25 protein-coding genes are annotated in these 25,816 nt (G+C 49.6%); 5 read left to right on the top strand and 20 right to left on the bottom strand.

Translation table 11 applies throughout. From position 1 onward, the window contains the following. Nucleotides 1–3: 3 nt before the first annotated feature. The 3 genes from FMR86_RS05640 to FMR86_RS05630 all read right to left on the bottom strand — a co-directional run bounded on the left by FMR86_RS05640 (nucleotide 4) and on the right by FMR86_RS05630 (nucleotide 2,152). Entirely contained in the window at nucleotides 4–1,113 is a 1,110-nt protein-coding gene (locus FMR86_RS05640) for an iron ABC transporter substrate-binding protein (protein WP_163350117.1), read from the bottom strand. A gap of 160 nt (nucleotides 1,114–1,273) precedes the next feature. Further along, nucleotides 1,274–1,540: a ribbon-helix-helix domain-containing protein gene (locus tag FMR86_RS05635; protein WP_163350116.1), complete on the bottom strand. Its 267-nt coding sequence runs from the start codon at nucleotides 1,538–1,540 to the stop codon at nucleotides 1,274–1,276. Nucleotides 1,541–1,594: 54 nt separating this feature from the next. Then, entirely contained in the window at nucleotides 1,595–2,152 is a 558-nt protein-coding gene (locus FMR86_RS05630) for a DJ-1/PfpI family protein (protein ID WP_163350115.1), read from the bottom strand. A gap of 252 nt (nucleotides 2,153–2,404) precedes the next feature. Between FMR86_RS05630 and FMR86_RS05625 the strand changes: the two genes are divergently transcribed. Then, nucleotides 2,405–3,175 carry an EF-hand domain-containing protein gene (locus tag FMR86_RS05625; RefSeq protein WP_163350114.1) on the top strand — a complete coding sequence of 257 codons (771 nt, stop codon included), beginning with the start codon at nucleotides 2,405–2,407 and terminating at the stop codon, nucleotides 3,173–3,175. 247 nt (nucleotides 3,176–3,422) lie between these two features. Next, complete coding sequence (locus FMR86_RS05620; RefSeq protein WP_163350113.1) at nucleotides 3,423–5,369, top strand: FG-GAP repeat protein; 1,947 nt, start codon at nucleotides 3,423–3,425, stop codon at nucleotides 5,367–5,369. 52 nt (nucleotides 5,370–5,421) lie between these two features. On the opposite strand, the gene FMR86_RS05615 is transcribed toward FMR86_RS05620, so the two are convergent. The 11 genes from FMR86_RS05615 to FMR86_RS05565 form a co-directional block, all read right to left on the bottom strand. After that, a complete protein-coding gene (locus tag FMR86_RS05615) occupies nucleotides 5,422–7,026 on the bottom strand; it encodes a 7TM diverse intracellular signaling domain-containing protein (RefSeq protein ID WP_373682448.1) in 1,605 nt (534 codons plus the stop codon). Nucleotides 7,027–7,278: 252 nt separating this feature from the next. Continuing rightward, nucleotides 7,279–7,785, bottom strand: coding sequence for a ferritin (locus tag FMR86_RS05610; protein ID WP_163350111.1), 507 nt, complete (start codon nucleotides 7,783–7,785; stop codon nucleotides 7,279–7,281). Nucleotides 7,786–7,817: 32 nt separating this feature from the next. Next, a complete protein-coding gene (gene cydB, locus FMR86_RS05605) occupies nucleotides 7,818–8,831 on the bottom strand; it encodes a cytochrome d ubiquinol oxidase subunit II (protein ID WP_163350110.1) in 1,014 nt (337 codons plus the stop codon). A gap of 26 nt (nucleotides 8,832–8,857) precedes the next feature. Continuing rightward, nucleotides 8,858–10,171, bottom strand: a complete 1,314-nt coding sequence (locus FMR86_RS05600) for a cytochrome ubiquinol oxidase subunit I (protein ID WP_163350327.1) — start codon at nucleotides 10,169–10,171, stop codon at nucleotides 8,858–8,860. A gap of 28 nt (nucleotides 10,172–10,199) precedes the next feature. After that, nucleotides 10,200–10,898, bottom strand: a complete 699-nt coding sequence (locus FMR86_RS05595; RefSeq protein ID WP_163350109.1) for a DVU0298 family protein — start codon at nucleotides 10,896–10,898, stop codon at nucleotides 10,200–10,202. Nucleotides 10,899–11,070: 172 nt separating this feature from the next. After that, complete coding sequence (locus FMR86_RS05590) at nucleotides 11,071–12,276, bottom strand: FprA family A-type flavoprotein (protein WP_163350108.1); 1,206 nt, start codon at nucleotides 12,274–12,276, stop codon at nucleotides 11,071–11,073. Nucleotides 12,277–12,396: 120 nt separating this feature from the next. Continuing rightward, a complete protein-coding gene (gene rd / locus FMR86_RS05585) occupies nucleotides 12,397–12,555 on the bottom strand; it encodes a rubredoxin (RefSeq protein WP_012765683.1) in 159 nt (52 codons plus the stop codon). Nucleotides 12,556–12,578: 23 nt separating this feature from the next. After that, the gene (locus FMR86_RS05580) at nucleotides 12,579–12,758 is read right to left on the bottom strand and encodes a rubredoxin (protein WP_163295484.1); all 180 of its coding nucleotides are present in this window, start codon (nucleotides 12,756–12,758) and stop codon (nucleotides 12,579–12,581) included. Between the two features lie 14 nt (nucleotides 12,759–12,772). Beyond that, nucleotides 12,773–13,156, bottom strand: a complete 384-nt coding sequence (locus FMR86_RS05575; protein WP_163350106.1) for a desulfoferrodoxin — start codon at nucleotides 13,154–13,156, stop codon at nucleotides 12,773–12,775. A 30-nt stretch (nucleotides 13,157–13,186) separates the two neighbouring features. Further along, the gene (gene rbr / locus FMR86_RS05570) at nucleotides 13,187–13,762 is read right to left on the bottom strand and encodes a rubrerythrin (RefSeq protein WP_163350105.1); all 576 of its coding nucleotides are present in this window, start codon (nucleotides 13,760–13,762) and stop codon (nucleotides 13,187–13,189) included. A gap of 163 nt (nucleotides 13,763–13,925) precedes the next feature. Then, a complete protein-coding gene (locus tag FMR86_RS05565) occupies nucleotides 13,926–14,315 on the bottom strand; it encodes a Fur family transcriptional regulator (RefSeq protein ID WP_163350104.1) in 390 nt (129 codons plus the stop codon). A gap of 208 nt (nucleotides 14,316–14,523) precedes the next feature. Here FMR86_RS05565 and FMR86_RS05560 point away from each other — a divergent pair, with 208 nt between their 5' ends. Together FMR86_RS05560 and acs are read left to right on the top strand one after the other, a co-directional pair. Next, complete coding sequence (locus FMR86_RS05560; protein WP_163350103.1) at nucleotides 14,524–15,390, top strand: LytTR family DNA-binding domain-containing protein; 867 nt, start codon at nucleotides 14,524–14,526, stop codon at nucleotides 15,388–15,390. Nucleotides 15,391–15,576: 186 nt separating this feature from the next. Continuing rightward, a complete protein-coding gene (gene acs / locus FMR86_RS05555; protein ID WP_163350102.1) occupies nucleotides 15,577–17,448 on the top strand; it encodes an acetate--CoA ligase in 1,872 nt (623 codons plus the stop codon). A gap of 2 nt (nucleotides 17,449–17,450) precedes the next feature. Here the strand turns inward: acs and FMR86_RS05550 are convergent, their stop codons facing one another. From FMR86_RS05550 to FMR86_RS05530, 5 genes are all read right to left on the bottom strand, one after another. Further along, nucleotides 17,451–17,738, bottom strand: coding sequence for a type II toxin-antitoxin system HicB family antitoxin (locus FMR86_RS05550; protein ID WP_163350101.1), 288 nt, complete (start codon nucleotides 17,736–17,738; stop codon nucleotides 17,451–17,453). Between the two features lie 19 nt (nucleotides 17,739–17,757). Next, on the bottom strand, nucleotides 17,758–18,489 hold the full coding sequence (locus tag FMR86_RS05545) for a hypothetical protein (RefSeq protein WP_163350100.1): 732 nt from the start codon (nucleotides 18,487–18,489) through the stop codon (nucleotides 17,758–17,760). 282 nt (nucleotides 18,490–18,771) lie between these two features. Beyond that, entirely contained in the window at nucleotides 18,772–19,449 is a 678-nt protein-coding gene (locus tag FMR86_RS05540; RefSeq protein ID WP_163350099.1) for a DUF47 domain-containing protein, read from the bottom strand. Nucleotides 19,450–19,468: 19 nt separating this feature from the next. Continuing rightward, on the bottom strand, nucleotides 19,469–20,704 hold the full coding sequence (locus FMR86_RS05535) for an inorganic phosphate transporter (RefSeq protein WP_163350098.1): 1,236 nt from the start codon (nucleotides 20,702–20,704) through the stop codon (nucleotides 19,469–19,471). A 14-nt stretch (nucleotides 20,705–20,718) separates the two neighbouring features. Then, the gene (locus FMR86_RS05530; protein WP_163350097.1) at nucleotides 20,719–22,524 is read right to left on the bottom strand and encodes an ATP-binding protein; all 1,806 of its coding nucleotides are present in this window, start codon (nucleotides 22,522–22,524) and stop codon (nucleotides 20,719–20,721) included. A gap of 346 nt (nucleotides 22,525–22,870) precedes the next feature. On the opposite strand from FMR86_RS05530, the gene FMR86_RS05525 reads away from it, so the two are divergent. Next, complete coding sequence (locus tag FMR86_RS05525) at nucleotides 22,871–23,113, top strand: phage regulatory CII family protein (RefSeq protein WP_163350096.1); 243 nt, start codon at nucleotides 22,871–22,873, stop codon at nucleotides 23,111–23,113. Here FMR86_RS05525 and FMR86_RS05520 read toward each other — a convergent pair. After that, entirely contained in the window at nucleotides 23,110–25,779 is a 2,670-nt protein-coding gene (locus FMR86_RS05520) for a lipopolysaccharide assembly protein LapB (RefSeq protein ID WP_163350095.1), read from the bottom strand. The two genes, FMR86_RS05525 and FMR86_RS05520, sit on opposite strands and share 4 nt — an antisense overlap. Between the last annotated feature and the right edge of the window lie 37 nt (nucleotides 25,780–25,816).

Below are 25,816 nucleotides of genomic sequence, written 5' to 3'. Positions count from 1 at the left end.
AATCTAGTTCAGCTCCAGCTTTTCAAAGCCTTTTACGCTGAAGGCTTTTGTCATTGTATCCAGAACCGGGCTGCCTACCATGAATGAATAAATGGAATCAGCTTTGGCGGCAGGATCAATGTCCTTGAATTTCTCAGGGTAGAGCACTTTGCCCACGTAATAGGCATCGGCAATGATGGAGCCGTAGTTACGTGAATACCAGTTGTAAGGCAGTACGGTGTAGACCTTGCCGGATGCTACGGCGTCAAGGGACTGGTAGGCCGGGTCGGTCTTGATTTCATGGATGGCCCCGGCGTTTTCGCCCAGTTGGGAAGTGGAAATATCCACAAAAAGGATTTCCGGGTTCCAGGCAACGATCTGCTCTTTGGAAACATTGGCATGCTGCAGGGGCTTGCCTTTGCCCTTGGGCGGACAGGCCACATTGATGGCATTTACAAAACGGAACGGCGGATAGGCCGGTTCAGTGGATTGAAATCCGTGCGGACCTTTTTTGGCAATGCCGCCCACGTAACAGGCAATGCGTTTTTCTTTGGGGATGCCTGCGGTTCTTTTTTTCAGGTCGCTGATTTCACTTTCCATGAAGTCACAGACAGCCTTGGCCCGTTCCTGTTTGCCGATGACTTCGCCCATGAGTTGCAGGGACTTGTAGATAACGTCTCGTTTGGCAGCAAGACTGGCGTATGAAACACAGATTACCGGAATTCCGGTCTTGGCCTGCAGTTCGTCCGGGTCGTAGCCCATGTCCTTGTATGTCTTGAAGATAACCTGCGGCTGCGGTTCAAGGCCGAGGATCAGTTCCGGGTTGTCATGCCCCCGGAATTCACCGATGAGCGGCATCTTCTTGAATTGCGGATTGGCGATTGCGTATGGCCGGGCATCGAATCTGGTCTTGCGGTGCTCAATGGAATCCACACCCACAATCATATCCTGCCCCTGAATGTAAGTCAGGTAACGCAAACAGCCCGGACCGGAACAGATGACCCGCTCCACTTTTTCCGGAATTCCAACCGTACGCCCGGCCATATCGGTGATGGTGCGTGTACCGGCAAGGGCCGGAATGGAGATGCACAGGGTAATGAGCAGAGACAGGAGAGCGGTAAAAAATTTATTCATGAGCACCTCAGATATGATTTGGTCAGCGGTTGTAAGGATGTTATTTAAAATCAATATGTATTTGATGTATACGTATCATAAAATCGTGTCAACGAGCATTAAATAAAAAGCCCGCCATCAGTATGGCGGGCTTTGTTAAGTCTTATGAATTACAGCAGCTTCAGGCGGCCTTATTCACCAGATAGGTGGTGCATACAACACGCAGCAGGGAAGCAAAATTCGAGATTTCCCCATTGAGGCTGTATGCCTCATTATGCAGGGTTGAGATAAACTTGCCTGTGCTGGTTTGTTCTTCCTCAGCCAGCTCATCAAGAATTTTCCAGAATCGTTGTTCCAGACGGATACTGGTTACAGCTCCGTTTATCCTGATGGAGCGGGTCAGCTGTTCATATTCTGGCGGCGGGGTGGAGGCGTATATTTCACACATTGGGATATCCTCGTGAACTTATCTCCCGCCTGTCTGGTTATCCGGTAAACCCGGTTATCCGATTTGGTCCACCAGCAATCGCAGCCATTTGGGATGGGCGGGCCATGCGGGAGCGGTTATGAGATTACCGTCGCAAACGGCATCATCAAGGTCGATTTCAACATATTCCCCTCCGGCCAGTTTAACTTCAGGTGCGCAGGCCGGGTAGGCGGAAACTTTTTTACCTTCAAGTGTTCCTGCTGCTGCAAGAAGCTGCGGTCCGTGGCAGATGGCGGCAACGGGGCGGTCGGAAAAATCACGGACCATGTCGAGAACCTTTTCATTCAGGCGCAGGTATTCGGGGGCCCTGCCGCCGGGAACCACCAAAGCAGCATAATCCCCGGTTTTAACGCTGTCAAAGTCGGCATTGAGGGTGAAATTGTGGCCGGGCCGTTCAAGATAGGTCTGCTGGCTTTCAAAATCATGAACAGCAGTAGCTACCTGTTCCCCGGCTTTTTTGTCCGGGCAGATTGCATCCACTTCAAAGCCCATGGCCTGCAGGGCCTGAAAGGGAACCATTACTTCATAATCTTCCACAAAGTCACCGACGATCATCAGAATTTTCTTAGCCATTGTCTGTCTCCTGTTTTGTTGTGTTGATCCAAGCAGATTAGCAAAGGACGGAGTGGCAGTGGTAACAGCTCAGTACTACAGATTTCTAATTGAGCGAGGTGTCTTTTTTAGATGCCAGACAGCTATAAACAATGGATTAATTTGTGTTTCTGCATCTGAGTATTGGAATGATAATTGTTTTATGTTTCTTAATGTTTTCTGTCAGGTAATTATTTCCCCCGGTCAAATGGGGATAAATCAGGAGTAGTTATAATGAGTATTTCAGGAATTGACGGACCTGAAAATTCGCAGCTGAGTGCGAATTATGCTCCCGATGAATCAAGGATTTCAGAGCAAAGGCAGCAGGGTGATTTTCTTGATTCATTAATGATATCGAAGGATAAGGATAGTAACGGCATCCTTACTCTTGATGAGTCAGGTTTAAGCAAGGAAGAATTCTCCAAGCTCGATACTGATGGGAATGGCAGTGTCACTCCCACTGAAGTGCAGGCCGTTCTTGAAAAGCTGCAGAAGGAAAAGGGCGAGCTGGGCAAGCTTGATGTCCAGATGCAGCAGGCGGAAGAAGTTGCCGCCAAGGCTCCTAATCCTGCCGCGCAGCAGATGGTCGGCTTTGAAGATAGCGGTCTGGATGAAGATACATTCAACATGCTTGATTCAGACGGGGACGGGAAAGTCTCGCAGGCTGACATAGACTCTGTAGTAGGTGAAGAGCAACAGCCAGAGGAGCAGGGGGACGGAAGTTTATTCTCCGAGGCTTTGTCTGAGTTTGAAAAGAATTTCTTCCGCAAGGAAGAAGACGAAGAAGAAAAAGATCTGAATAAAGACGGTGTTGTTTCTGAGGAAGAAGAACTGCAGGCCGAAAAGGTGGCCGGGATCAACGCTGAAAAAACTGATGAATCAGAACAGAAAGAACAGCAGCAAGGTCCTTCCGCAAGACACATGGCGGGAATTCGTGCCTACCAGAATCAGGCTTCTGAATTTTTCGCTGCCGCCTCTCAATCTTCGGTGAAATTCCAATATTAAGCTGATTAATACTTTTTAATGGTCTGATTCACAAAGTCCCTGAAGCTCTGCTTCAGGGACTTTGTGCGTTTTTAGGTAAGGTGCTGATAAATAAATCGTTTATGTGTTTTTCACGGGAATTCACGTGCAAATTCTTTGACAAATTATAAACCTGAAGGAATTGGTAAAATTGTAGTTTTAAGCTCGGAGGCTGTTTCCGAACAGGTCTGTTTACCAAAGTTAAAATTTCTCTTTCAGGAGTCCCGTTGTGAAAAAGCTGATCCTTTCCCTGATTGTTTTGGGGGTGATTTTAAGCCCTGTCGTTTGTTCTGCTGCTCTCCCTGTTGAATTGATTAAAAAACTAAACGCTGTCGATAGCATTCAGGAAGGAGCTCGATTTGGGGGAGAGGTCGTTTTTAATGGCGATACGATAGTTATTGGGGCTGACGGGGAATCTTTCGACGGGCTTGTAAGTGCCGGGGCTGTATATATTTATTCCAAGGATGAAGGTGGGCCTGACAATTGGGGGCTTGTAAAGAGAATAACTGCGAATGATTTAAGTGCCGGTGCTGCCATTGCTTATGGATTTTTTGGAAGCGTAATTGACCTTAGTGAGGATTATCTGGTTATTTCCAATTCTCGTGAACGTTATGAGGGAGAGAACAATGCCGGTACAGTATATGTCCTTGACAGAAAAAACGACTGGGGTCTGATACAAGTTCTTCATGATGAGCCGCTTGCCTCGTCTTATCGTTTCGGGATGAGTGTGGCTATAAGTGGTGGAACTATTGTAGTGGGTCAATCGGAGCAGAGCGCTGGTTTCAACGATGCAGTAGGGAGTGTTTGTGTTTTTGATCCTGATCCGGACAATCCCGGTCAATGGAAGCTGGTGCAGAAACTCTTTCCTCAAAATGAAGGAGACCCCGCCTATACACATTTCGGATGTTCAGTCTCTCTCACTGAAGCTGTTCTTGCTGTTGGTGCCAGGGGAGAGAAGATAGGTGCTAATGCGTATGGGGCTGTTTATCTTTATGACAAGGACTCGTCCGGAGAGTGGAGGTTTACGAAAAAGGTACGTGCTCAAAATGATGATGGAACTTCTGATCTTGATCTGGAGATGAGGTTCGGGTCCGCAGTAGATCTTTCCGGTGACTTGCTTATTGTTGGAGCTCCCGAAAGAAATAGGAAGAAAAGGTTCGGAGCTGCTTACATATATTCTAAGGATAAAGGTGGGGCTGATCAGTGGGGGGGCGTTAAAAAATTAACTGCCGTGCTTGAGAGTGGAACACCGCGTAATTTGGATTTAGCCTATTTTGGATGTGATGTTTCCATTTCAGGTGATTTAGCACTTATAGCTTCACATTATGGAGCTTACCTATTTTCAAAAAGCCAGTCTGATATAGGCTCTTGGGGTATAGCCAAGACAATTGGCGATTTTGAAGCAGAGCCAGACTCCAAGATAGGTAGCAGTGTTTTTATTTGTGGTGATTACAGCCTGATCGGTTCATCAAAAAGAGAGGAAAAGAAAAATAATTTTTTTGGCAATCCCCCTCTACCCAACTCCGGTGCCGCATACTATTTTAAAATCCCCAACATAGTCAGCCCCGAAGGTTGCGCTGATAAAACCGTCAGTCCTACAGCAACACAGCCCACAGGCACCAGCGCGATTGTGACTTCGGTCACCAAGAAGGTGAAGACTACAGCGGAAGTAAAAAAAGAGCACCAGAGCCCGGGCATGGATTCCATGCTCGGTGCAAATGTCTACGAATTTACCGCCTCGGTTACAGCTGGAAAAGTTGCCTATTTCTGTTTCAACAGCTCAAGTCTCGGTGAACGTGCTGCTGAGGATGTGGCCCTTTTCAAGCTCTTCCCGGATAAGGAATCCAAGAGCTTTACCTACAGCTCCGGTAAAAATCCTTCTGAAGAAGGCTATTTCTGGATTACCGATGAAGGCAACAGCGGGCAGTATATTGACCCGAAGATGATTCTTGAAGGTGCGCGGACCTATACGGTCAACTACTCTGTAAAAGATAACGGTGATTATGATTTGGATGACACCCCCGGCGTGATTAACGACCCTGTTGTTCCGGGCACTTCCGGTGGATCGGGCGGTACCGGGTGTGTGCTGAATCCGCAGGCGGGTATGTCTGTGGAGCTTTGCGGATTGTTTGTGGTCGGCTTGCTGGGGATTTGTGCGCGCAGGGCAAGACGCTGATTAAGATTGAATCAGTATCGCTATGCAGGTGTCGTGATCGAAATTATTTCGGTCACGACATTTTTTTCAACTGATTGAGATTTTGTTCCAGTTTGGCGGAAGCTTCGGTTTTGCCGGAACAGTTGCTGATTACGAATTCCGCAGTGGCGTATATGTTTTTCCAGCGCGGTCGTTCCGGCAGGGTGTCTATGCTCATATAGCGGTCAAGGGTCTGGGTGCGGGCATAGCCGTCTTTTTCAATGTAGATATTCCAGATTCCGGATTCCGAAGCCAGATCGGCTTTGCTTTTGCCTGTACATTTCTCCCAGCATTCAAGGGATTCATTCATCAGCCAGACAGCCAGTTCCCGCTTGTCCGGCTTTTTTTCTTCCGTTTTTCGGGTAAGCACATGGATCAGTTCGCGGTTGACGGCGATGGTTTCTTTCTCCAGCGAGTCGAGCTTTCTGGAAAGGTGCTGTCGGACCATTTTATGATTCTGTTCTTTTTTCTTGTGAACCTCCAATTCTTCGCTGACCTTTTCATAGCTGGACAGGGTTTCGGCAAAGCGCGCCGACATGAGCAGGGAATACGAAAGGATGAAGATAAAAGTTCCGTAAGGGGTGAAATCTGCTGATCCGAAAATATTCAGGTCAAAGAGGATTTCATCGAATTCTGCTAAAAAAAGAGCCAGATATCCCGGAGCTAGATAGATTGCCCCTTTCTTTTTTTTGCGCAGGTCGTTCAGGAAAGATGCAATCAGGTAAATGTACGCTGTCCGGGTAATCAGGAAGTAGGTGAAAGCAGCTGCGGAATATGCCCCCGGCGGGGTGATGAGAGTATAAACACAATAGATTCCGCCGATTGATGAGTACAACCAGCAGATTTGTTTTCCGTACTTCTGGGGGAAAATAGAGTTGTAGAATACTAGCAGCAGGGGAATGGCCAGCCCGGTGGGCAGCAGACAGATTTTTATATACCAGCTCCAGTCTATGGATAGAAGCTCTTCGGCCAGAAAGGCTGAGGGCGGATTAAAAACAGTGGCAATACACCAGACAATACAGAATCCGCCGAAGTAAAGGTTTTCACGGTTGGCGCGGCGCATGCTGAAGATTACGAGGTGGAAAATGCCCATGATCAGCAAGGCCCCGCCGATAATTGCCCCGGAAATACGGCGGTAATTAATCAGGCTTTCAATCTGGTCATGGCTGCCCATGAGTATGCTGGAATTGATCCCCCCTTCCTTGTTATGGAAGTTTGAAACTTCCATAACAATATCGGCATACTCTTCTTTGGAGTTGAAGACCGGGGTTATCAGGTGTTTTACAGGCTGTTCGGATTGTTGGTCAGAGCCGACTTTTCCTGTTGATCCCACCAGCTGACCGTTGACCCGCACATTGCACACTGAAAGAGCTCCGGAAAGAAATAAAGAATCAGCAGGGCTGTCCGGGCCGAGCTTTACTTTCAGTCTATACACTCCCCGGCCTTGATGGCGCAGGGCAATCCCCTTGCTTGTCGTCCCTTTCCAGATGGAAGGCAACGGGAAATAATCTTTTTGCACAGGCTTGTTTTTCGTTACAGCCGTATAAGAAGTGTCCGCATAAAATTCCCACTCACCGTCAAGCGGGGCCGGACCCTGTTCATTGAAGTCCCATCCGCTCAGGTTAAGATGACCGCGCACCGCCCGGTTCCGGGTGTCGTCTGACCTCGGGACACACGCACTTATTACCAGCAATAAGGCGAGGAGCAGGATTTTCAGGTATGCGGCTTTATTGTGTAGCATTACGAAGATGGATTATGTGTTTACAAGCGCGTGTATATTGGCTGATTTTTCCAACAAAATAAATGAGAATGATTAAAGGCATAAAAAAACGGCCTTACCCTCAAATTGAATCGGGGGTAAGGCCGTTTGGATTCTGTGCAGAAACAGGGATTACTCAGCCGGTGCGTTGAATACGCGGGCGGACAGTTCCTTGTCGAGGATGAACATGCCGTTGCCTTCTCCGTTGAGCAGGCGCAGCTTGTTCAGTACTGCGTTCACGCTGTCTTCTTCTTCAACCTGCTCGGTTACAAACCACTGCAGGAAGATGTTGGTGGCGTGATCTCTTTCATCGATGGCGAGGTTCACGAGGTTATTGATCAGGGAAGTAACGTGCTTCTCGTGCTCAAGTACTGCCTCAATGCAGGCCAGCGGGGATTCCCACTCGGTCTTGGGTGCTTCGATGGCGGAGAGGAGTACGCGCCCGCCGCGTTCGTTGATGTAATCGTAGAACTTCATGGCGTGGAACTGCTCTTCCTTGGCCTGTACCCGCATCCAGTTGGCAAAGCCGTCCAGTCCGATGTCGCTGAAATATGCGGACATGGAGAGGTAGAGGTATGCAGAGTACATTTCAGCGTTGAGCTGTTCGTTCAGAGCTTTTTCAAGAACCTTGTTAGACATTGTTGATGTTCTCCGTAATTGGAATCAGTTTGTTAGTAGCCCAGATCTTCATCAGTGATCTTGGTTGCAAATACTTTATGCATCCAGAACTGGTAACCGATGACGATGGGGACCATGATCAGTGCAACGGTCAGCATGATTTTCAGGGTCAGCTGGCTTGAAGCAGCATTGTGGATGGTGATGGAGTATGCCGGATTGATGCTGGAAGGCAGTAATGCCGGGAACAGTCCGATCACACCGAACATGGTGGTGGATACGATAAGCACTGAGGAAGCAGCCCATGCTTTCCACCACTTGCGTGCTGCGATAAGGGTGCGGACCTTGACGATTGCAAAGACCGGAATCAGAACGATCAGCAACAGGGCCGGGTAGGTCAGGTAGTTGCTGAGCAGCTTGGTGTATACCCCGGTAAGGGCCAGAAAGGCAATATAAACTGCGGCCACTACCGGCCAGAGAGTCGCAGCCAGATTTCCGGCCCGCTCATTGAGTTCACCGTCAGTGCGCACTGCACACCAGAGGCAGCCGTGCTGGGCGAAGAGCAGTACGAAAAGAATACCGCCGCCGAGACCGTAGGGGTTGAGCAGGGTAAAGAGGTTGCCCTGAAATACGCCGTTTTCATCAATGGGGATACCCATGAAGATGTTGGCAAAGGCAACGCCGAGCAGCAGTCCGGGCAGGAAGCTGCCGACTACCATTGCCTTATCCCAGAGTTTGCGGGCCCATTCGCTTTCAACCAGTCCGCGGAATTCAAAGGCCACGCCGCGGATAATCAGGGCGATGAGCAGCAGCATGAGCGCGGTGTAAAGTCCGCTGAACATTACTGCATACGCCTTGGGAAATGCGGCAAAGGTTACACCGCCGGCGGTGATCAGCCATACTTCGTTGCCGTCCCAGAAGGGGCCGATTGATTTATAAATAGCTTTTCTTTCTTTTTCGTTCTTGGCCAGAAAGGGCATCATGGTCCCCAGACCCAGATCATACCCGTCGAGCATGAAATAGATGGCCCAGAGTAAGCCCCATAACAAGAACCATATGGATTCCAACATAATTATCTCCTTGTTTTACAGCTTTCTTAAGCCTTTTCAGGTTCAGGGCCTCTGCGGGCAAATCTTGCCAGAAGGTAGATTTCACACGCACCGAGCAGGGTGTAGAGAGTGGTCAGGGCGATAAATGAGAACGCGACCTGGCTTGTGGCAATGGGTGAGACCGCATCGCTGGTCTTCATCATGCCGTAAACGATCCACGGCTGGCGTCCTACTTCAGCAACAGCCCAACCGGCCCAGATGGCGATATAGGGCAGCGGAATGGAGAAGAGCATGATGCGCAGGTAAAGCTTGTTTTCCATAAGCTCTTTGCGCTTCATCCAGCCCCAGACAGCGAGCAGCGGGAAGAGTGTTCCCAGTCCGACCATGATGCGGAAAGCAAGGAATGTGATGGTTACCGGAGGACGGTCTTCCTTGGGCCATGATTTGAGGCCCTTTACAGGAGCGTCAAAGTCGTTGAAGGCCAGGAAGCTGAGTGCGCCGGGAAGTCCGAAGAGCTCAATGGAGTTCTTCTCGTTCTTTTCATCGGGCATTGCCAGCAGGTACATGGGAGCTCCGTCCGGGTGGTCATCCCAGAGAGCTTCCATGGCGGCCAGTTTTTCAGGCTGCATTTTAGCAACGGTCTGGGCATGGTGGTGGCCTTGTGCGGCAACCAGAATGGAGAAGATGAAGGCTACGATCAGTCCCATCTTGAAAGACTTGCTGAAGAATTCGACTTCATTCTTGCGCAGCAGATGGTAGGCGCTGACGCCCATGACAAAGAAGCTGGCAACCATAAATGCGGCAAAGCCGTTATGGAAGAACTGGCCCCATGCAAAGGGGTTGGTGATGACTTCGTAGAAGTTGTCCAGTTCTGCGCGGCCGTTGCGGATCACGTAACCCACGGGGTTCTGCATCCAGCCGTTGGCAAGGATGATCCAGACTGCGGAAATATTGGAAGCGATGGCCACAATCCAGATACAGGCAGCGTGCATTTTGGGGGAAAGTTTTTTCCAGCCGAAAATCCATGCAGCAAGAAAAGTTGATTCCATGAAAAAGGCCACGGTGGCTTCAATAGCCAGCAGTGAACCGAAGATATCACCCACGTATTCGGAATAGCGGGACCAGTTGGTACCGAACTGGAATTCAAGTGTGATTCCGGTCACGATTCCGAGAACAAAGTTAATGACGAACAGCTTTCCCCAGAATTTGGTCATGCGCAGGTAAATATCTTTTTTAGTGCGCACGTACATGGTTTCCATTACGGCAACCATGATGGAAAGTCCCAGTGTGAGCGGTACGAAAATGAAGTGGAACATAGTTGCCATGGCAAATTGCAGCCTTGACAGCATCAGAACATCCATCATCCCTCTCCTTGTTCAAGTTGTTGATTTAATTCCCTGAAATTCTATCCAGAGCTTCCTGAGCCAGCCTTCCCACTGCTACAGACTGCAATAAAGAGTCCTTATAAATATCTATAACAGTATCATTATTCACCAAAGCTTCAAGCTTTTTAACGGATCCCGCCGCCTTAAGTCCTCCAAGAGCCCAACAGGCCGTGCCTTGAATGACCGGGTCGGGGTAGGAAAGAAAGCGGATCAGATCATCCGTTGCTTGAGCTGCGATTTCCTGACGAGTCTGGGCCATGCGGGCTACTCCCCAGACCGCACCCCGGAGCAGGGTGGGAAATTCAAGGTAGTTCTCCGGCCCTTCTTCGTCCTCATGGCTGTAGCTGAGCAGTATTTTTCCATATTCGGCAGCCATGGCATCGTTCACAGCGGCAATCTCACCCATGGCTTCGGGGACTCCCCAGGCACAACCCCCGGACTCCTCATTGAGCATCCACATGATTCTGCGCATGACCACGCGGGCCTTGGGTGCGTCTTCTTTAACCATTCGCGAGATGACCTTGCCGAAGCAGGTGACACCATGCCAGCGGACAATTACCGTTGTTGCACATAGCGATGCGAAAAGCGGGGCTACAAGGTTCTGCATGGAATACTCATCCATGAGTTCTTCAAACCTGCTTTCCCAGTTCTCGTCTGCCAGTACGGCCATTACTTCTTTTTTAAGCTTGCGTCCGAGTGCCATATGCGAGCCTCCGTTTGGATAGTGACGCTAAGAAAAACTATTATCGATAACTATGTAAATAAGTCCTATTTTTAGCTTTTCAACTCCCTAGTAGCATAAAAGAGAAGGTTTTGTGAATTAGTATCTGGAAATTCGGCCCCGGATGAAACTGAGTCCTCCGGGGCCGGATAAATTATTTACCGGTCTTCTCTTTGATTGCAGCAGCAATGGCAACGCCGAGCTGAAAGCATTCTTTAAGAGTGTCGTGGTCGGGGCGGTTTTTGGCTTTGATCTGGGGGGCGATGATATCGCAGCTCATCTTTTCAAGCCATTCGTTAAGAATTTTAACGCACTCACCGGACCAGCCGAAGGATCCCACGGCGGCACCGATTTTGTTCTGCGGACGCAGACCCTTAACGTAGGTCAGGGCGTCAGCCATACCGGGCAGGATGCCGTTATTGTGGGTCGGGGAACCGATGACAATGGCTGCGGAGTCGAAAACTTCGCTCATGATGTCACTGTGGTGGTTGGCCTTAACGGACATGACCTTAACGGAAATGCCTTCGGAAACCAGACCGGAAGCAACAGCGTTGATCATGCGTTCGGTGGAACTCCACATGGTATCGTAGAACAGGGTCGCTTTCTGCTTGGGAACCTGCTTGGCGAATTCCATGTATTTTTCAAGGGCGAATGCGCAGTCATCGCCACGGAACATGAGGCCGTGGTCCGGGCAGATCATGTCTACATCGAGATTCAGTCCCGCAAAAGTTTCGAGGGTCTTGATAACCTTGGAAGAGTAGGGAGTGATGATGTTTGCAAAGTACTGCTGCATGTGATCTGCAACCATTTCCTTGCTCATTTCATCCACCCAGCGTTCACTGGCGGCGATGTTCTGTCCGAAGGCATCACTGGTAAAGAGAATTTTGTCTTCGGGACAAAAGGTGAACATGTTGTCGGGCCAGTGCAGCATGCGGGTTTCGTAAAATCGCAGGGTACGTTTACCGATGGAAATTTCTTCACCGGGTTTGACTACGTGGATAGGCCAGTCTTCGCAGTCAAAGAAGGTTTTAAGAGCCTTGCCGCCCATGACGGAAACAAATACTTTTTCAGGCTTGCAGAGCTCGATCATTTTTTCGAGGCAGCCGGCGTGGTCGGGTTCAAGGTGGTTGACCACGATGTAATCGATCTCTTCAGGTTTGGTCAGGTGCGAAAGGGAGCAGATGAACTGACTCTCGCTGCCTTTGGAAACAGTATCCACCAGTACTTTTTTTTCATCTTCAATGTAAAAAGCATTGTAGGTGGTGCCGTTTGCGGAGCGGGCATAGCCGTGAAAATTACGGCAGTTCCAGTCTACAACTCCGATCCAATGTACGCCTTCTTTAATTTCAACAGGTCTCACTTGAGTCTTCCTAATATATTTTGAATTGTGTTTTCAGGGTCAGAAAGCCGGGACATAGCCCGGCTTTCCGTGTTCATTTTCACATTATCCACATCCGGAGGCAGTGCCGGACGTTATCTTTTAATCTTCAGGCTCGAAATCGTCCTTGCCTGCACCGCAGACCGGGCATTCCCAATCTTCGGGAATATCTTCAAACTTGGTGCCGGGAGCGATGCCGCCGTCCGGGTCGCCTTCAGCGGGATCGTAAACCCAACCGCAAATAGTACATACGTATTTCATTTTCATTCTCCGTGGTAGGTCAGTTAGCCAAGAGGCTTGAACGCTTTTTTACTCGCACCGCAGACTGGGCATTTCCAGTCTTCGGGCAGGTCGGCAAAAGCAGTTCCCTTGGGGGTTTTGCTCTTGCGGTCACCTTTGTCCGGATTGTATATGTAACCGCAGTTACTTACCTGACATTGGTACATATCTTTTGGTTCAGCCATATTGCCGCCTTGTTTTAAGCCTTCCAGAGGCCGTGCAGGTTACAGTATGCGCGGGCAACAACAGGTTCGGTGCTTTCCTTGCAGCAGCAGAACTTGGCTTCGGGAGCTTCGCCCGGCTTGAGCTGCTTGATCATACGTGCGTTACCGCAGGAAAGTTCAATCCACTCGATCCAGTGCTTTTCTTCCATGGGGTGGGCAACATCACCGACTTTGACCAGATAGCCGTCAGCAGTTTTTTCAATAACAGGAACGTGTTTTTCCTTGGCAGCGTCAACAGTGTTTTCAGCCATGAGGATCATGTCAGATCCGCAACAGGCAAGGTTGCCGGGACCGGCATGAAGAACCATAGTGATATTACCGCAACCTTCACATTTATAAACTTCGTACAGTTCAGCCATTTTAAATCTCCACCAGGTTAAGGTTATGGACTACCAGTTTTCACAAACGACTTGAAAATGTGCCTGCGGATGGTCGCATGCGGGACACTTGTGCGGTGCACCGGTGCCTTCATGGGTGTATCCACAGTTCTGACACTGCCAGATAGTGACAGCGTCTTTTTTGAATACCTTGTCGTCTTCGATGTTCTTGGCAAGGGCAAGGTATCTTTTTTCGTGAAATTCTTCGGCCACGGCGATTGAGCGGAAAATAGCTGCAATATCTTTGAAGCCTTCTTCTTCAGCAACCTTGGCGAATTCGGGATACATTTCTTCCCATTCGTGTCTTTCACCGCCGGCAGACTCTTTAAGGTTTTCAATGGTGGAACCGATCACCCCTGCGGGGAAGGCTGCAGTTACTTCCACTTCGCCGCCTTCAAGAAGCTTGAACAGTCTTTTGGCATGCTCTTTTTCCTGATTTGCGGTTTCTTCGAAGACTTTTGAAATCTGCACATAACCTTCTTTTTTAGCCTTGGAGGCAAAGTAGTTATAACGGTTACGGGCCTGGGACTCACCTGCGAATGCGGTCAGAATATTCTTTTCTGTTTTGGAACCTTTGAGTTGGGACATGAACATCTCCTTATCACGCTGCTTTGCACAGCAGATTTTAAACGGAACTGGCACTAGTGATATTTAACAGTTAATAGCGCCGCTGTCAGGTTTTTTGGGTAAAAAAATAACATCTCCATATTTAACTACGGGTATTGTATGAAGATGTTATTTTAAAATATATTTAATGTACTTTTGTTCGGCATTCCGGGCATAAGCCAAAATACTCGATGGAGCATCCTTTTACATCATAGCCCTGGGCTTCAATTTCGCTGATCTCAGGAGCGGTCACTTCGTTCATGACGTCATCCACTTTGCCGCATTGTAAGCACCTGATGTGCGGATGCGGTTCTGCGTTACCGTCAAATCTGTTTTTGCCGCCAGTCTCAATCTTAAGGATAACACCGTGGTCCGCCATTAATTCAAGGTTGCGGTATACAGTGCCAAGGCTGATGTTGGGGAGTCTTTTGCGCACCCGTTCATACAGCTCATCCGCTGTGGGATGGCAGGTCAGCCCTTTTAGTTCTTCAAGAATGAGTTCCCTCTGTTTTGATCTTCTTTGTCCTATTTTCATGTGCACCTCTGGCTATAAAGTAGTAATAGTTCTCGTTTGTGTCAACTTTTTTTAGCGCAGAGAATGAAAAATATTAATGTTGGCGTAAACCGTATCATACTTGTGGAGTATGATAAAGAGGGTGGGCATGGAGAATAGAGGCTTGCAGTCGGGCTGAATTCAAGCTATCCCTTGAATAATTGGATTAATTGTAATTGCCGGAGTTCACTTGCCCAGCCTGAAGACTTTAATTCTGCACCCGGACGCTGAGGTCCGCAGCGGTATCCGCGAAACATTGCGTGGCGATAAGCTGGTGCGTGTTCTGGGGGAAACGGTCAGCGCGGACGAAGCTTTGGAGCTGCATAAGGCTGTGGGCTACGGAATTATATTTCTGGGCTTCGATTTTGAAGAGGGCATCAGCGGCGCGGAACTGGCGCAGGCCCTCGGGGCCAGCAAGCACAAACCCGGCCTGATTTTTATTGCCGGAGATGAGACAAAGGCTTACGAAGCCTTTGAACTGGGGGCTGTGGATTACCTGATCTGGCCTCCGGATGAAGAGCGTATGCAGAAGACTTTGGAGCGTATCGCCCGCTTCAAGAGCCATTTCCGCGAAGTTCCCGAGCCCTCGGACTGGAAAGAGTCCGGAACCGGGGTGGAAACCGGGGAAGAGACCCTGCAGCTTTCCCTTGGCGAAGATGAGCAGGATAAATTTCTTTCCGCTCTCAAGAATGCATGGGATTTTTCCCAGACCCGTCAGCCGGAGATTGAAAAACTTCCGGTCAATCAGGACGGGCGCATGATGCTCATCCCCTACACCCAGATTATTTTTGTGGAAGCTTACGAAGATTATTCCTACGTACACACCGCAAATCAGAAATTTCTCACTTCCCACCGTCTTAAAAATCTTGAAGAACGCCTCGGCCCGCACCGTTTTTTTCGAGTGCACCGCAAGTATCTGGTTAATCTGGAAATGGTCACCGAGATTGCTTCCCTGCCGGGCAGTAACTTCATGCTGCGTACTGCAGGGCGAACAAGGATCGAGCTGCCCATCAGCCGCAGGCGGATCAGCAAACTCAAGCAGATTCTGGGGATGTGATCATGAATGCGCCGTTTACCGATATCCCCGCACCGTTTGCCGAATATGGGATGAATACTAGATTTATTATGTTTAGGTTGTGTAGTGGGTCAAAGGATTATTTAAAACTATTAAAAGTTTTTGGGATTCTTAAACCCTTTTTTCAAAAAGGGTTTAAGGCCCCCGGCAGGGCCGCCGGAGGCATCTATGGATAATAAAAAAGACACACTAGACAACCTGTTGCATGAAGAACGGGTCTTCCGCCCGCTGCCTCAGATGCTTATTGAAGCCGGGGTCAATCCGCAGGACCTGCGCGCTGCGCGGGAGCTGGCGGAAGTTGATCTTTGTTCCTATTGGGAAGAAGCAGCCGAAGAACTGGACTGGTTTAAGAAATGGGAACAGGTCTGCGATATTTCCGATGCGCCCAACTATCGCTGGTTCAACGGCGCGCGCTGCAACATCACCTACAATGCCCTTGACCGCCACATCGAGACGGTCAACAAGAACCGCCTGGCCCTGATCTGGGAAGGTGAACCGGGCGATTCACGCCAGTACACTTACTACGAGCTTTACCGGGCCGTGAACCGTTTTGCCAATGGTCTTAAAGGCCTTGGAGTGGGCAAGGGTGACCGGGTGGTCCTCTACATGCCCCAGCTGCCTGAGACTGTTATTGCCATGTTGGCCTGCGCCCGTATCGGGGCGGTTCATTCCATGGTCTTTTCCGGTTTTTCCGCCCGTCTGCTGCGCGAGAGGGTCCGCGAGGTCAACCCCCGGACGGTGGTTACCGTGGACGGTTTTTACCGCAACGGTCAGGTCATCCGTCTCAAGGAGGAGGTGGACCGTGCGCTGCTGGATGATCCAGCGGACGCATTAGAGTCCGTTGTGGTTGTGCACCGGGCCAATGTGGACGTGAGCATGGATTCCGCCCGCGACTACTGGTACGAGGACCTTGTCCGCCATGAACGTCCCCATGCGCCTGCCGAGATCATGGAAGCCGACGATCCCCTGTTCATCCTGCATACCTCCGGTACCACAGGAAAGCCCAAAGGGCTGGTCCATTCCCACGGCGGCTATATGGTCGGGGTGCAGCGGACCTTTAAATGGGTATTCGACCTCAAACCCACCGATATTTTCTGGTGTTCAGCTGATCCGGGCTGGATCACCGGGCACAGTTACCTTGTCTACGGCCCGCTGCTGGCCGGGACCACTACAGTTATGTACGAGGGGCATTCCCTGTACCCGCAGGCTGACCGTCTCTGGAATATAATTTCCAAGTACGGGGTTACAATTTTTTATACTTCGCCTACCCAGATTCGGACGCTCATGCGTTTCGGGCACCGTTATCCGGAACAGCATGACCTTTCCTCTCTGCGCATTCTGGGCGCGGTGGGTGAGCCTTTCAACCCCGAAGCATGGCTCTGGATGTATGAGAATATCGGCAAAGGCCAGTGCCCGGTGCTTGATACATGGTGGCAGACCGAGACCGGAATGATCATGATCAGCCCCATGCCCGTGTCCGTGCTCAAGCCCGGTTCTGTTACCCGTCCCCTGCCCGGTATTGATGCCGAGGTCGTGGATGCTGACGGCAATCCCGTACCGGACGGAAAGGGCGGCTATCTGGTTATTAAAAAGCCGTGGCCTGCCATGTTCAGTGATGTGCTCGGAGACCGCGAAGAGGTCATGGCCCATTACTGGAAGCGCATACCGGGAATGTTTTATTGCGGGGATGTGGCCCGCAAGGATGAGGACGGCTATTTCTGGATTCAGGGCCGCGCCGATGATGTGCTCAATATTTCAGGCCACCGCATCGGAACCGCCGAGGTTGAATGCGCACTGACCCGTCATCCGCAGGTTGCGGAAGCGGTTGTGGTCGGGGTTGCGGATAAGATCAAGGGGCAGGTCGCCAAAGGGTATGTGACCTTGAACCACGGTGTTGCCGGGTCCGATGATTTGCACCGGGAACTGAAGGAACACATTCGTAGCGAGCTCGGTCCCATCGTGATTGTACGTTCTATCGAATTCCGGGACGAGTTGCCCAAGACTTCCAGCGGGAAGATTAAGCGGACTGAGTTGGGGTAGGATTAATTGTCTTTTAGATTTGCTTGTGTATATTCAGACTCGACTTCGTCTTCCATTCCACGCATGGCTGCATTGAGAGAAAAGCTATCTTCAGAAGTTTTTTTTGGGGATTGGTTTAATTCATCGCAGGCTGCTAAGTAGTTATCGACAGCTTCATGGAACGCTTGTTCCAGTTCAGATTCAGATTTTCCATGAAACCCTACGATATCTTTTATGCCGATGACATGACCGATGAAAATTTGGTCTTCAACGTCTTGTTTTATTTTTGCGTAATATCCTTTGTAGTGCATTGTCCCACCTTATCTTTCTCTATGATATGTAAAAATTCCATGTTCCCTTGCCCCTCGTAAATTTACGTTGAATGAAATCTGTTTTTAAGCCAAGTATTCCGCATATTAGTTTAAGGTTGAACTCAGGGAATTCTATACCAAAATTGATTTTGGAATGTTTATATCCTATGGCTTGCTCTGAATATATTGCATCATGAATGAAATCATTTCTAATTTTGCTTAACTCACAACTGTTTTCAGCTTTGTTCATTATAGCCCACTCTGGGGTGTAGGCACCAAAAATCTTTGCTAGGCGTTGAGGGACTGTGGCATGGGGAATTCTTGGGCGGGTTTGGACTTTTCTTTGCTTTTTGGCTAGCGAATGGATGCTATCAAGAACTTTATACTGTGCATCGAATTGGTCCCAGACATTTCTGTATGACTGTCCCATGAGGAACCAGTGTAGTGTCGCAAAAATTTGTTTTTTACATTCAGGTTTTGATGCTTCGTAGTAGTGATTTAAGTGTGACATGCCCTGTTGCAAGTCTGATCCTTGCGGTACGAGTCCTGTAAGTTCTCCTACGCGATATGGTGTCCGTGAAAGATGCATATGACCTTCAGGAAGAAGGTGTAGTCCATGCAGAAAACCATATGCTAGAATTAAGAATTTAAAGTGTTCTTCAGTTGTGCCGAAACTAGTTGATTCAATACAGTGTGTAGACAGAAGTCTAAAAGGCTCAAGATCAATGGCTTTCTTCGGAGAAGAAAACAATTTCTGCTCCTGCGAGTTTAAAGGAAGTTCTTCCGGGATTTCATAAACCCATCCATTACTTACAGGGCATGTTTTATAAAACCGTTCTACTGTCTCATCATAGTTTTCAAGCGGACGAATCGTGAATTACCCAAAAGAGACTTCTTTCTTACTCAACAAAAAACCAAACTTCATAACACCCTCCATCCCTATTTATTACCCATGTGGTCAGGACGATGCAATGCATAAAAAAAAGAGCAGCGAATACTCACTGCTCCTTTTTAAAATCGTATAAATCGAATACTAGCGCGCAATCATAGCCCGCAGCATATCAGCGCAGGTTTCAGCCTGATGCGCCATTTCGCTCAGGCAGTCAACGAAGTGCACGAGCTGGTAGATATCTTTGAAATCCATATCGGAATTATAGATATCGCTTGCAAGGTCTTTGCGAAGTTTTTGAACCTGTGCGTAGTGCTTGCGGACTTTGCGGAACTTGTTTTTGGTGCCTTCGCGGTCAATGGACTTGCCTTCGTTAAGAGCAATAGTCGCCTTGAGCGCGGGGCCGAGGCTGGTGGTGGTGTCGTTTACCTCGGAGAGCAGCAGGATCAGGTCCTTCTGGTACTCGGCAGGGATGGATACCTTGCGCATGGCCAGCCAGTGCAGGGCTTCCTGTGCGTTGTCCAGAATGTTGTCCTGGCTGCGGGTGTAGTTGAAGAACAGGACCTTATCCACGGACATGAACATGGAGTGGGGCAGGTGGTTGCGGATGGAACGTTTGATCTTGTCAGCCTGAGCTTCGACGGTATCGATCTGTTCGATGAGCTCGCTGAATTCGCGGCAGGTTTCATTGCCGGCAACGTAGCATTCAACGGAATCGTTGATGATATGGATGCACTCGGCGATTTTGTCGTAGTGCTTGACCAGTCCGTCCATGGGGTTCTTGTTGACTATAAGACCTAAGAAAGGAAGACGAAAGTGCATAATGTTCTCCTTGTTTTATCTAGAGTAAAGCCCATTTGAGCAGGCTGAAGATTGTTATACTTGTGATCGCGGCAATGGGTACAGTGAGCACCCAGTATAGCACGATTCTTCCGAGAATTTTAAAGTTGACCGCTGAGAAGCCCCTTGCGAGACCTACACCGACAACCGCGCCTACTGCGGCGTGGGTGGATGATACGGGCAGTCCCATGTTGGATGCTGTGAGTACGGTTGAAGCGGCACCGAAGTCAACAGCAAATCCGCGGGTGTTGGTCAGTACGGTGATTTTCTCACCCACGGTGCCCATTACCTTGTGCCCCATGAGGGAGATACCGATGGCGATACCCAGGCCGCCCATGACCAATAAGCCCATTGGTACATCAGCTTTGGCCAGCAGCACGTGTTCCTTGGAGATGAGGTAGATGGCTGCTACCGGGCCGATGGCGTTGGCAACGTCGTTGGCTCCCTGTGAAAGGGCCACGTAACAGGATGTCCCCACCTGCAGTTTGCGGAAAGTGGCTTCAACTGCTTCAGCACCTTCTTCGGGGTCGCCTACAAGCTTGTTTACTGCAAGGCGTCCGGCAAACCAGACCAGCGCGGCAATACCGAAGCCAAGGGCGAGTGACCCCATAAAGGGAAGCTTTAAACCTTTACCTACCGGAGTTTTATATAAAAAGGAAAGAGAAATCAGCAGGACAGTGAGGCCCATCCAGATGGGAGCCCATTTTTTGGCCTGATGTATAAAATCCTTTTTAAACAGGATTGTTTTCCTGATGTGGGTAAAAATGGCAAAGGCGATGGTTGCGGCAAAGAAGGGTGAAATAATCCACGACATTACAATACCGACCATTTTCAGCCAGTTAACCACGTCCGGGCCGCCTGCAACGAGGCCGAAGCCGAGGATGGCACCGACAATGGAGTGGGTTGATGACACCGGCAGGGCCGTGAACGTTGATATGAGCACCCATAATCCCGCTGCCAGCAGGGCCGAGAACATGCCGACCATGATGATTTTGGGGTCGGCGATGGCTGCCGGGTTGATGATTCCTTTGCTGACTGTTGCGGTTACCTGTGAGCCGAGGAAGACCGCCCCTGCAAAGTTCAGTGTACCCGCAATGAATACTGCCTGCCGGATGGTGATGGCTTTAGCACCCACAGCCGAGGCCATGGAGTTGGCCACGTCATTAGCACCGAGGTTGAAGGCCATCATGAACCCTGCAAACAGGGACATGTAGAAAAACAGATCATAAATATCCATTAGATATAATCCCCTTATTGTGAATCCGTTGCGGATTCAGAAGCTTGTTCAGCTGTTACCGGAAGCTTCACACAAAAAGAAGATCCGGTACCTGTTGCTGCGTCAACCGGGCTTTCCACCCAGATGTCGCCGTTAAAGTTTTGTGCAAGGCTGCGGCACAGGGCCAGTCCCAGTCCGGAACTGCCGTGTCCCACAGCGTTCTCATCCAGTTTGAAAAATCGTTCGAAAATTCGTTCCCTGTCCGCAGCAGCGATGCCCGGACCTTCGTCTACAACCTTGATCACCGCGAACTGGGCATCAACTTCAGCTTGAATATTCACTCCGGTGTTTTCCGGTGCATATTTGATGGCGTTTTCAATGAGGTTGTCGAAAATCTGAACCAGTCCTTCGTTGGTTCCGGTGACATTGACCTGCGGAATTTCGCCTTTGCTGATACGGATGTTTTTCTTATGAGCTGGAGAATTGAGGTTAGTCATGCTCAGTTCGATGCATTTCTGCAGATCGGTTGGTCTGGTACGCAGTTTTTTGCCGGAATATTCACTGCGGGCCAGTGCGAACATGCTGGTGATGACCTTGGACATGTGGTTGGCATTATCAAGTATGGTCCCGAGGAAGCTGCTCAGGATTTTTTGATCCTGCGGCGGGTTGTCGATGAGTGTTTCGGAATAGCCCTTGATACTGGTCAGCGGGGTGCGCAGCTGATGTGAGGCATTGGAGACAAAGTCGCGCAGCACTTTTTCCATGCGCCTCATTTCGCTGATGTCGTGGAAAACGAGAATCAGCTTGCTGCGGTTTTTGTAATCCTTGTAAGAGCAGATGGTCACGGACATGGAGCGTCCGTCCGCAAGATCCACAATAAGTGAATCTGAATCTTTGTTGCTGTCCTGCCTGATTATTTTATCCACCGAGTCCTGAATTTCATGTCTGGTCAGGACTTCAAGTGGCGCGCGGCCGATGAATTCATGGGTGGCCGGGACCAGCTCGGTCATGGATTTATTGACGGATTCAATTTTTCCTTGCGGGTCGAGAACCATGATGCCTTCAGTCATGTTTTCAAACATGGCGTCCAACTGGTTGCGCTGGTCTTCGATGATCCGGATATGGCCCTTGATCTTTTTGGCCATGGTGTTGATGGATTCGGCCATCATTTTATATTCGCCGCCAGGAATAACCCGGATGCGCTTGCTGTAATCCCCTTCACCTATAGCCTGGGCTGTGGCGGAAACTTCCTTGACTGCAGAGGTTGTTCGTCTGCCGACAAAGATCAGAACTACAGCAGAGCCGATAGCCAGAAGTGTCAGCAGCACGGTGAAATGGAGCATGACCCTGTCCAGTCTCTCGCCGATTACCGAGTAGGGCATTGCCAGACGCAGGAATTCCCCATGCTTGTCCATGGTTTGCGCCACATAGAGCATACGGGTCTGCAGGGTCTTGCTGTAGCGGATGTTTTTACCTGTTCCGGCTGCTTCGGCGGCGATAACTTCCGGGCGGTTGGAATGGTCATCCAGTTCCGGAAGTCTTTCGGCTTTTACGTCTGAGTCAGCGAGAACCCTGCCGTTCTTAATATATGTAATGCGGATATCGAGATGGGTGCCCAGTTCAGTGATTTCTTTTTGAAATCCGGCAGAGCCGGGTGTGACCGGGCTGTGGCTGATCTTCCAACGCACATAGTTTAAAAGGCGGGAGGTGTTCTGCCTGCTGGAAGCTGTCAATTCTTCCGACACCGTTCCATAGTAAAACCAGAAGGTCAGCAGCAGGGTGCAAAGCAGAATAGCCCAGCCCCAGAGCAGAATCTTCATATGTAACGTTGTTTTTGGCAAAAATATTCCTCCCTGAGGATTACCCTGAACGGAAACAGAACCTTTCAAAATGTCACAGCGAAGTAACAAGCATGTTAGCATGGTTAGGTCAAGTTTTGTTACAAAAGTGTATTGTATGCATAATTGGCTGAAATTAATAGAGGTATTCGCAGGTGGGGCTTTTGAGCGGGAAATATTATTGTTACGATACTGTGACAATTGCCGCTTGCTGATAAAGAAGATGTATGATGGAGAAAATTATTGTACTAATTAAAAAACCACGTTTAGGGATATTGAATGGTGTTTCGTTTTAGTTTATTAGTCCTGACAGGAAAATCGAACTGTTTATGAATAAGGCAGAGTGGTAATGTCAGAAAAAGTAGAAAGAGCGATTCAGGAATTAGTCATCAATGGTCCGGTTTCATTGGAAAAACTGGCCGAAAAGTTGGGTAAATCGCCTAAAACTCTGGCCCGTGAAGTGGATCCGGAAGATAAGAAAGCCAAGCTCGGCGCGGAAACTCTTGTTGAAATCATGCGTATTACGGGCGGGGTTGAGCCTTTGCGGCTCATGGCTGAAGAGCTGGATCTTACTCTTGAATCCCTTGATTAAGGAGTCTGGATGGGCATGCCCGGCAGAGCGGGTAACAGCCAGATGTTGCTGCTGTAATTAAATCTGATCCACAAGCCGCTGTAGTTATTGTAGCCGCTTGAAATTCCCTTTTCTTCATTCAGGAAAATCGTTTCCATCTTTTCAGGACTGCCCCCTTCAGCTTCGGCTGTGCCGTTGTCAGCTGCCCAAAGCTTATTTTTTACCGCAATTTTACCCAAAGCCGACAGCCTTTCCTCGCCGGAAAGGGAAGAGATCGCTTTACCCAGTTCAACTGCCTGCGGTATTGCCGGAGAGCTGTCCAGTGCTTCGTCATAAAGGTCATCGGCTTCGGCTGTCATACCGAGGGCGAGGTGTACGCAGGCGAGGTTGTTGAGCAGTCTGCCTTTGTTTCCGTCAATCAAATCCATGGCAAGGGAATACAGGGATTCCGCTCGCTCCAAAGTTTCTGTGGAGTTACTGTATAACCCCGCTACAGCAAGAGCATCCGCTTTCAGAATAACGGCTTTCTCTCTGTTTATGGCATCGGAAAAACTTGCTCTCCCGGCCTGCTCCAGTTTTTCTGCCAGTTCAGGGGACGGATTAAGGGCCATTTCGCGGAGTAGCAGATTCAGCTGCAGCAATCTCGGCTCGAGTCCCGCTTTCACTGACAGCGGGCGCGAAATCATCCGTTCAGCTTCATCTTTGTTGGCGGAATTGCGGGAAAAATATAGTTCGGCGGCCAGTATTTCCGGATCTTTACCAATTTCAGTTTCCAGCTTTTGCGTCCGCCCGAACATATTGTCAAAGGCTTCTTTTCTGGTCATGGAAGGGTAGGCCAGCCATTCACCGAGAACTTCGATTCCTGCCTTGATGAGCTTTGCCTGTGTCCGATTGTATTTTTCATATCCGGCTGCATATTCCAGTGCTTTGGGCAAAATGAATCTTGTGGCTGAAGCTTCTTCGGAATTGCGTCCGTCGATGATTATGGTCGGCAGGGCCTCCGCAGTAATGCGCTCAAGTTTATAGGCGAGAGCCAGCTCATAGAAAAAACGGTCTTTATTGCGCAGGTGTTCGGCCCGTTCCAGATAGGGCCTTACTGAGAGCAGATTGCCAGTGCGCTGGAATGCCAGCCGTGCGAAGCCGATGAACGGTCTTGCGTCTTCGGGTTTAATGCCGTGCAGTTTGTGGAAAAGCGGTTCGGCCAGATCGGGGCGGTCCAGAAGAATGAGGGCGTTGCCTTTCTCCAGTTGCCGTTCAAAGCTGTCTTGTTCAGTAATGGATGTGGCTGTTTCGCACAGTTCGGCCAGCCGGGGCAGGGCTTGAATCCGGCTGCGCAACTCTCCATCCAGATCAGAGTCGGCCAGCAGCGGTTTGAGCTGGGAAGTGGCAGCTCCGCCTGCTTCGCGGTCAAGGTTGCTGTACTGGGCTCTGGCTGTGGTCAGCAGCATTTCCGGGGAAACAGGCAGAGATGAAATTGCGATTGCGCCATTCAGCAGCGGCGCGGCCCGGGTGATGTCCTCGGCTTTAAGGGCTTGTTCTCCCAGCGAAAACAGAATCCACGGCACTACCGGGGAATGAATGCGGTCGTGAAATATTCTGGAGGAGAGCACAAGCTGTGCTTCCTGTGCAGTGCTGTAGGCCTGAGTTAAAAACTCAATGCGTTGCAGGTCTTTTTCCAGCGTGTGCGGATCAGTTGCATTGAGGGCCATGGACTGCTGCAGTTCTTCCGTGATGCTGCGGATAGTTTTTGAATCCAGCATGGAGCACATTTTCAGCAGGATAATGCACATGTCCCGGCATGAAGTGTCATAGGAGGAGACGCTGTTTCTGATTTTTGCGGCAACTGCAACCAGTTCCTCGACATCATCTATGCCGAAATCCTGTTTACTGCTGCGCAGCCGGGTCAGGATGCTTTCAGCCCGGTATGCGAGATATCCGGCACAGGTGCTGTTGCTGAGAGCGGAATACTCAGTGCCGGAAATGGCAGGAAACTCGGGCAGGGAAACCTCAGGAGGTCCCAAAATATTGTCCAGAACTTCTTTACCCGGTCCGGGCATGGTTCCCGGCACCATGGCTTCGCGTTCAGTGACAGAGATTTTAACTTTGCGGCCTTCAGGGCCGGGGGTCAGATAGATGCGGGCTTTTTCAAAGAGTCCGCAGTTCTCAAGAATGATCCGGGCGGCGATAATTTTCTGCGGGGTAACTATTTCTCCGGGAAGGATCTGGGCCAGAGCCATTACCGCGTTGGGAGTCAGCCGGGAGTCTCCGTTTACTTCAATGGAGGCTACGGACTGGTTTGAAATCAGTTTAATTGCGGAATCGGCCAGTCTGGATGCCGCAGGCTCGGAAGTGCTGCCGCCTACCTGTTTACCTTTGATGAAAACATCAGGCTCCAGATGAAAGTTATCGGTAAGCAGGGCGGAGAAAGAGGTCCCTTTATCGTCTTTTACCATCAGCCCGGAAAGGGTGTATCTGGATTGCAGGGAACTCTCGGTGCAATTGGCGTAACTCAAGCCGGATGCAACAATTTTTTGTTCAACATAGCTTTTGAATTCCGTAGAAGGCATTCCGGAAGGGGTGAGAAAATCGCCGATGGAGATCATTGCGGGCGAGGCATTGGCCGCAACTGGGAGCAGTGAAATTATAATCGCGCAAAAAAGAAGTCTTACGGAAAATGAAAAATGCATCTAAGCCTCTTACTGAATTGGATAGGATATGGCTTAA

The sequence above is a fragment of the Desulfovibrio sp. JC010 genome (genome assembly GCF_010470675.1).
Taxonomy (GTDB): domain Bacteria; phylum Desulfobacterota; class Desulfovibrionia; order Desulfovibrionales; family Desulfovibrionaceae; genus Maridesulfovibrio.
Note: the sequence above shows the minus strand (reverse complement) of the source record. Positions and strands in the feature narration are given on the sequence as shown.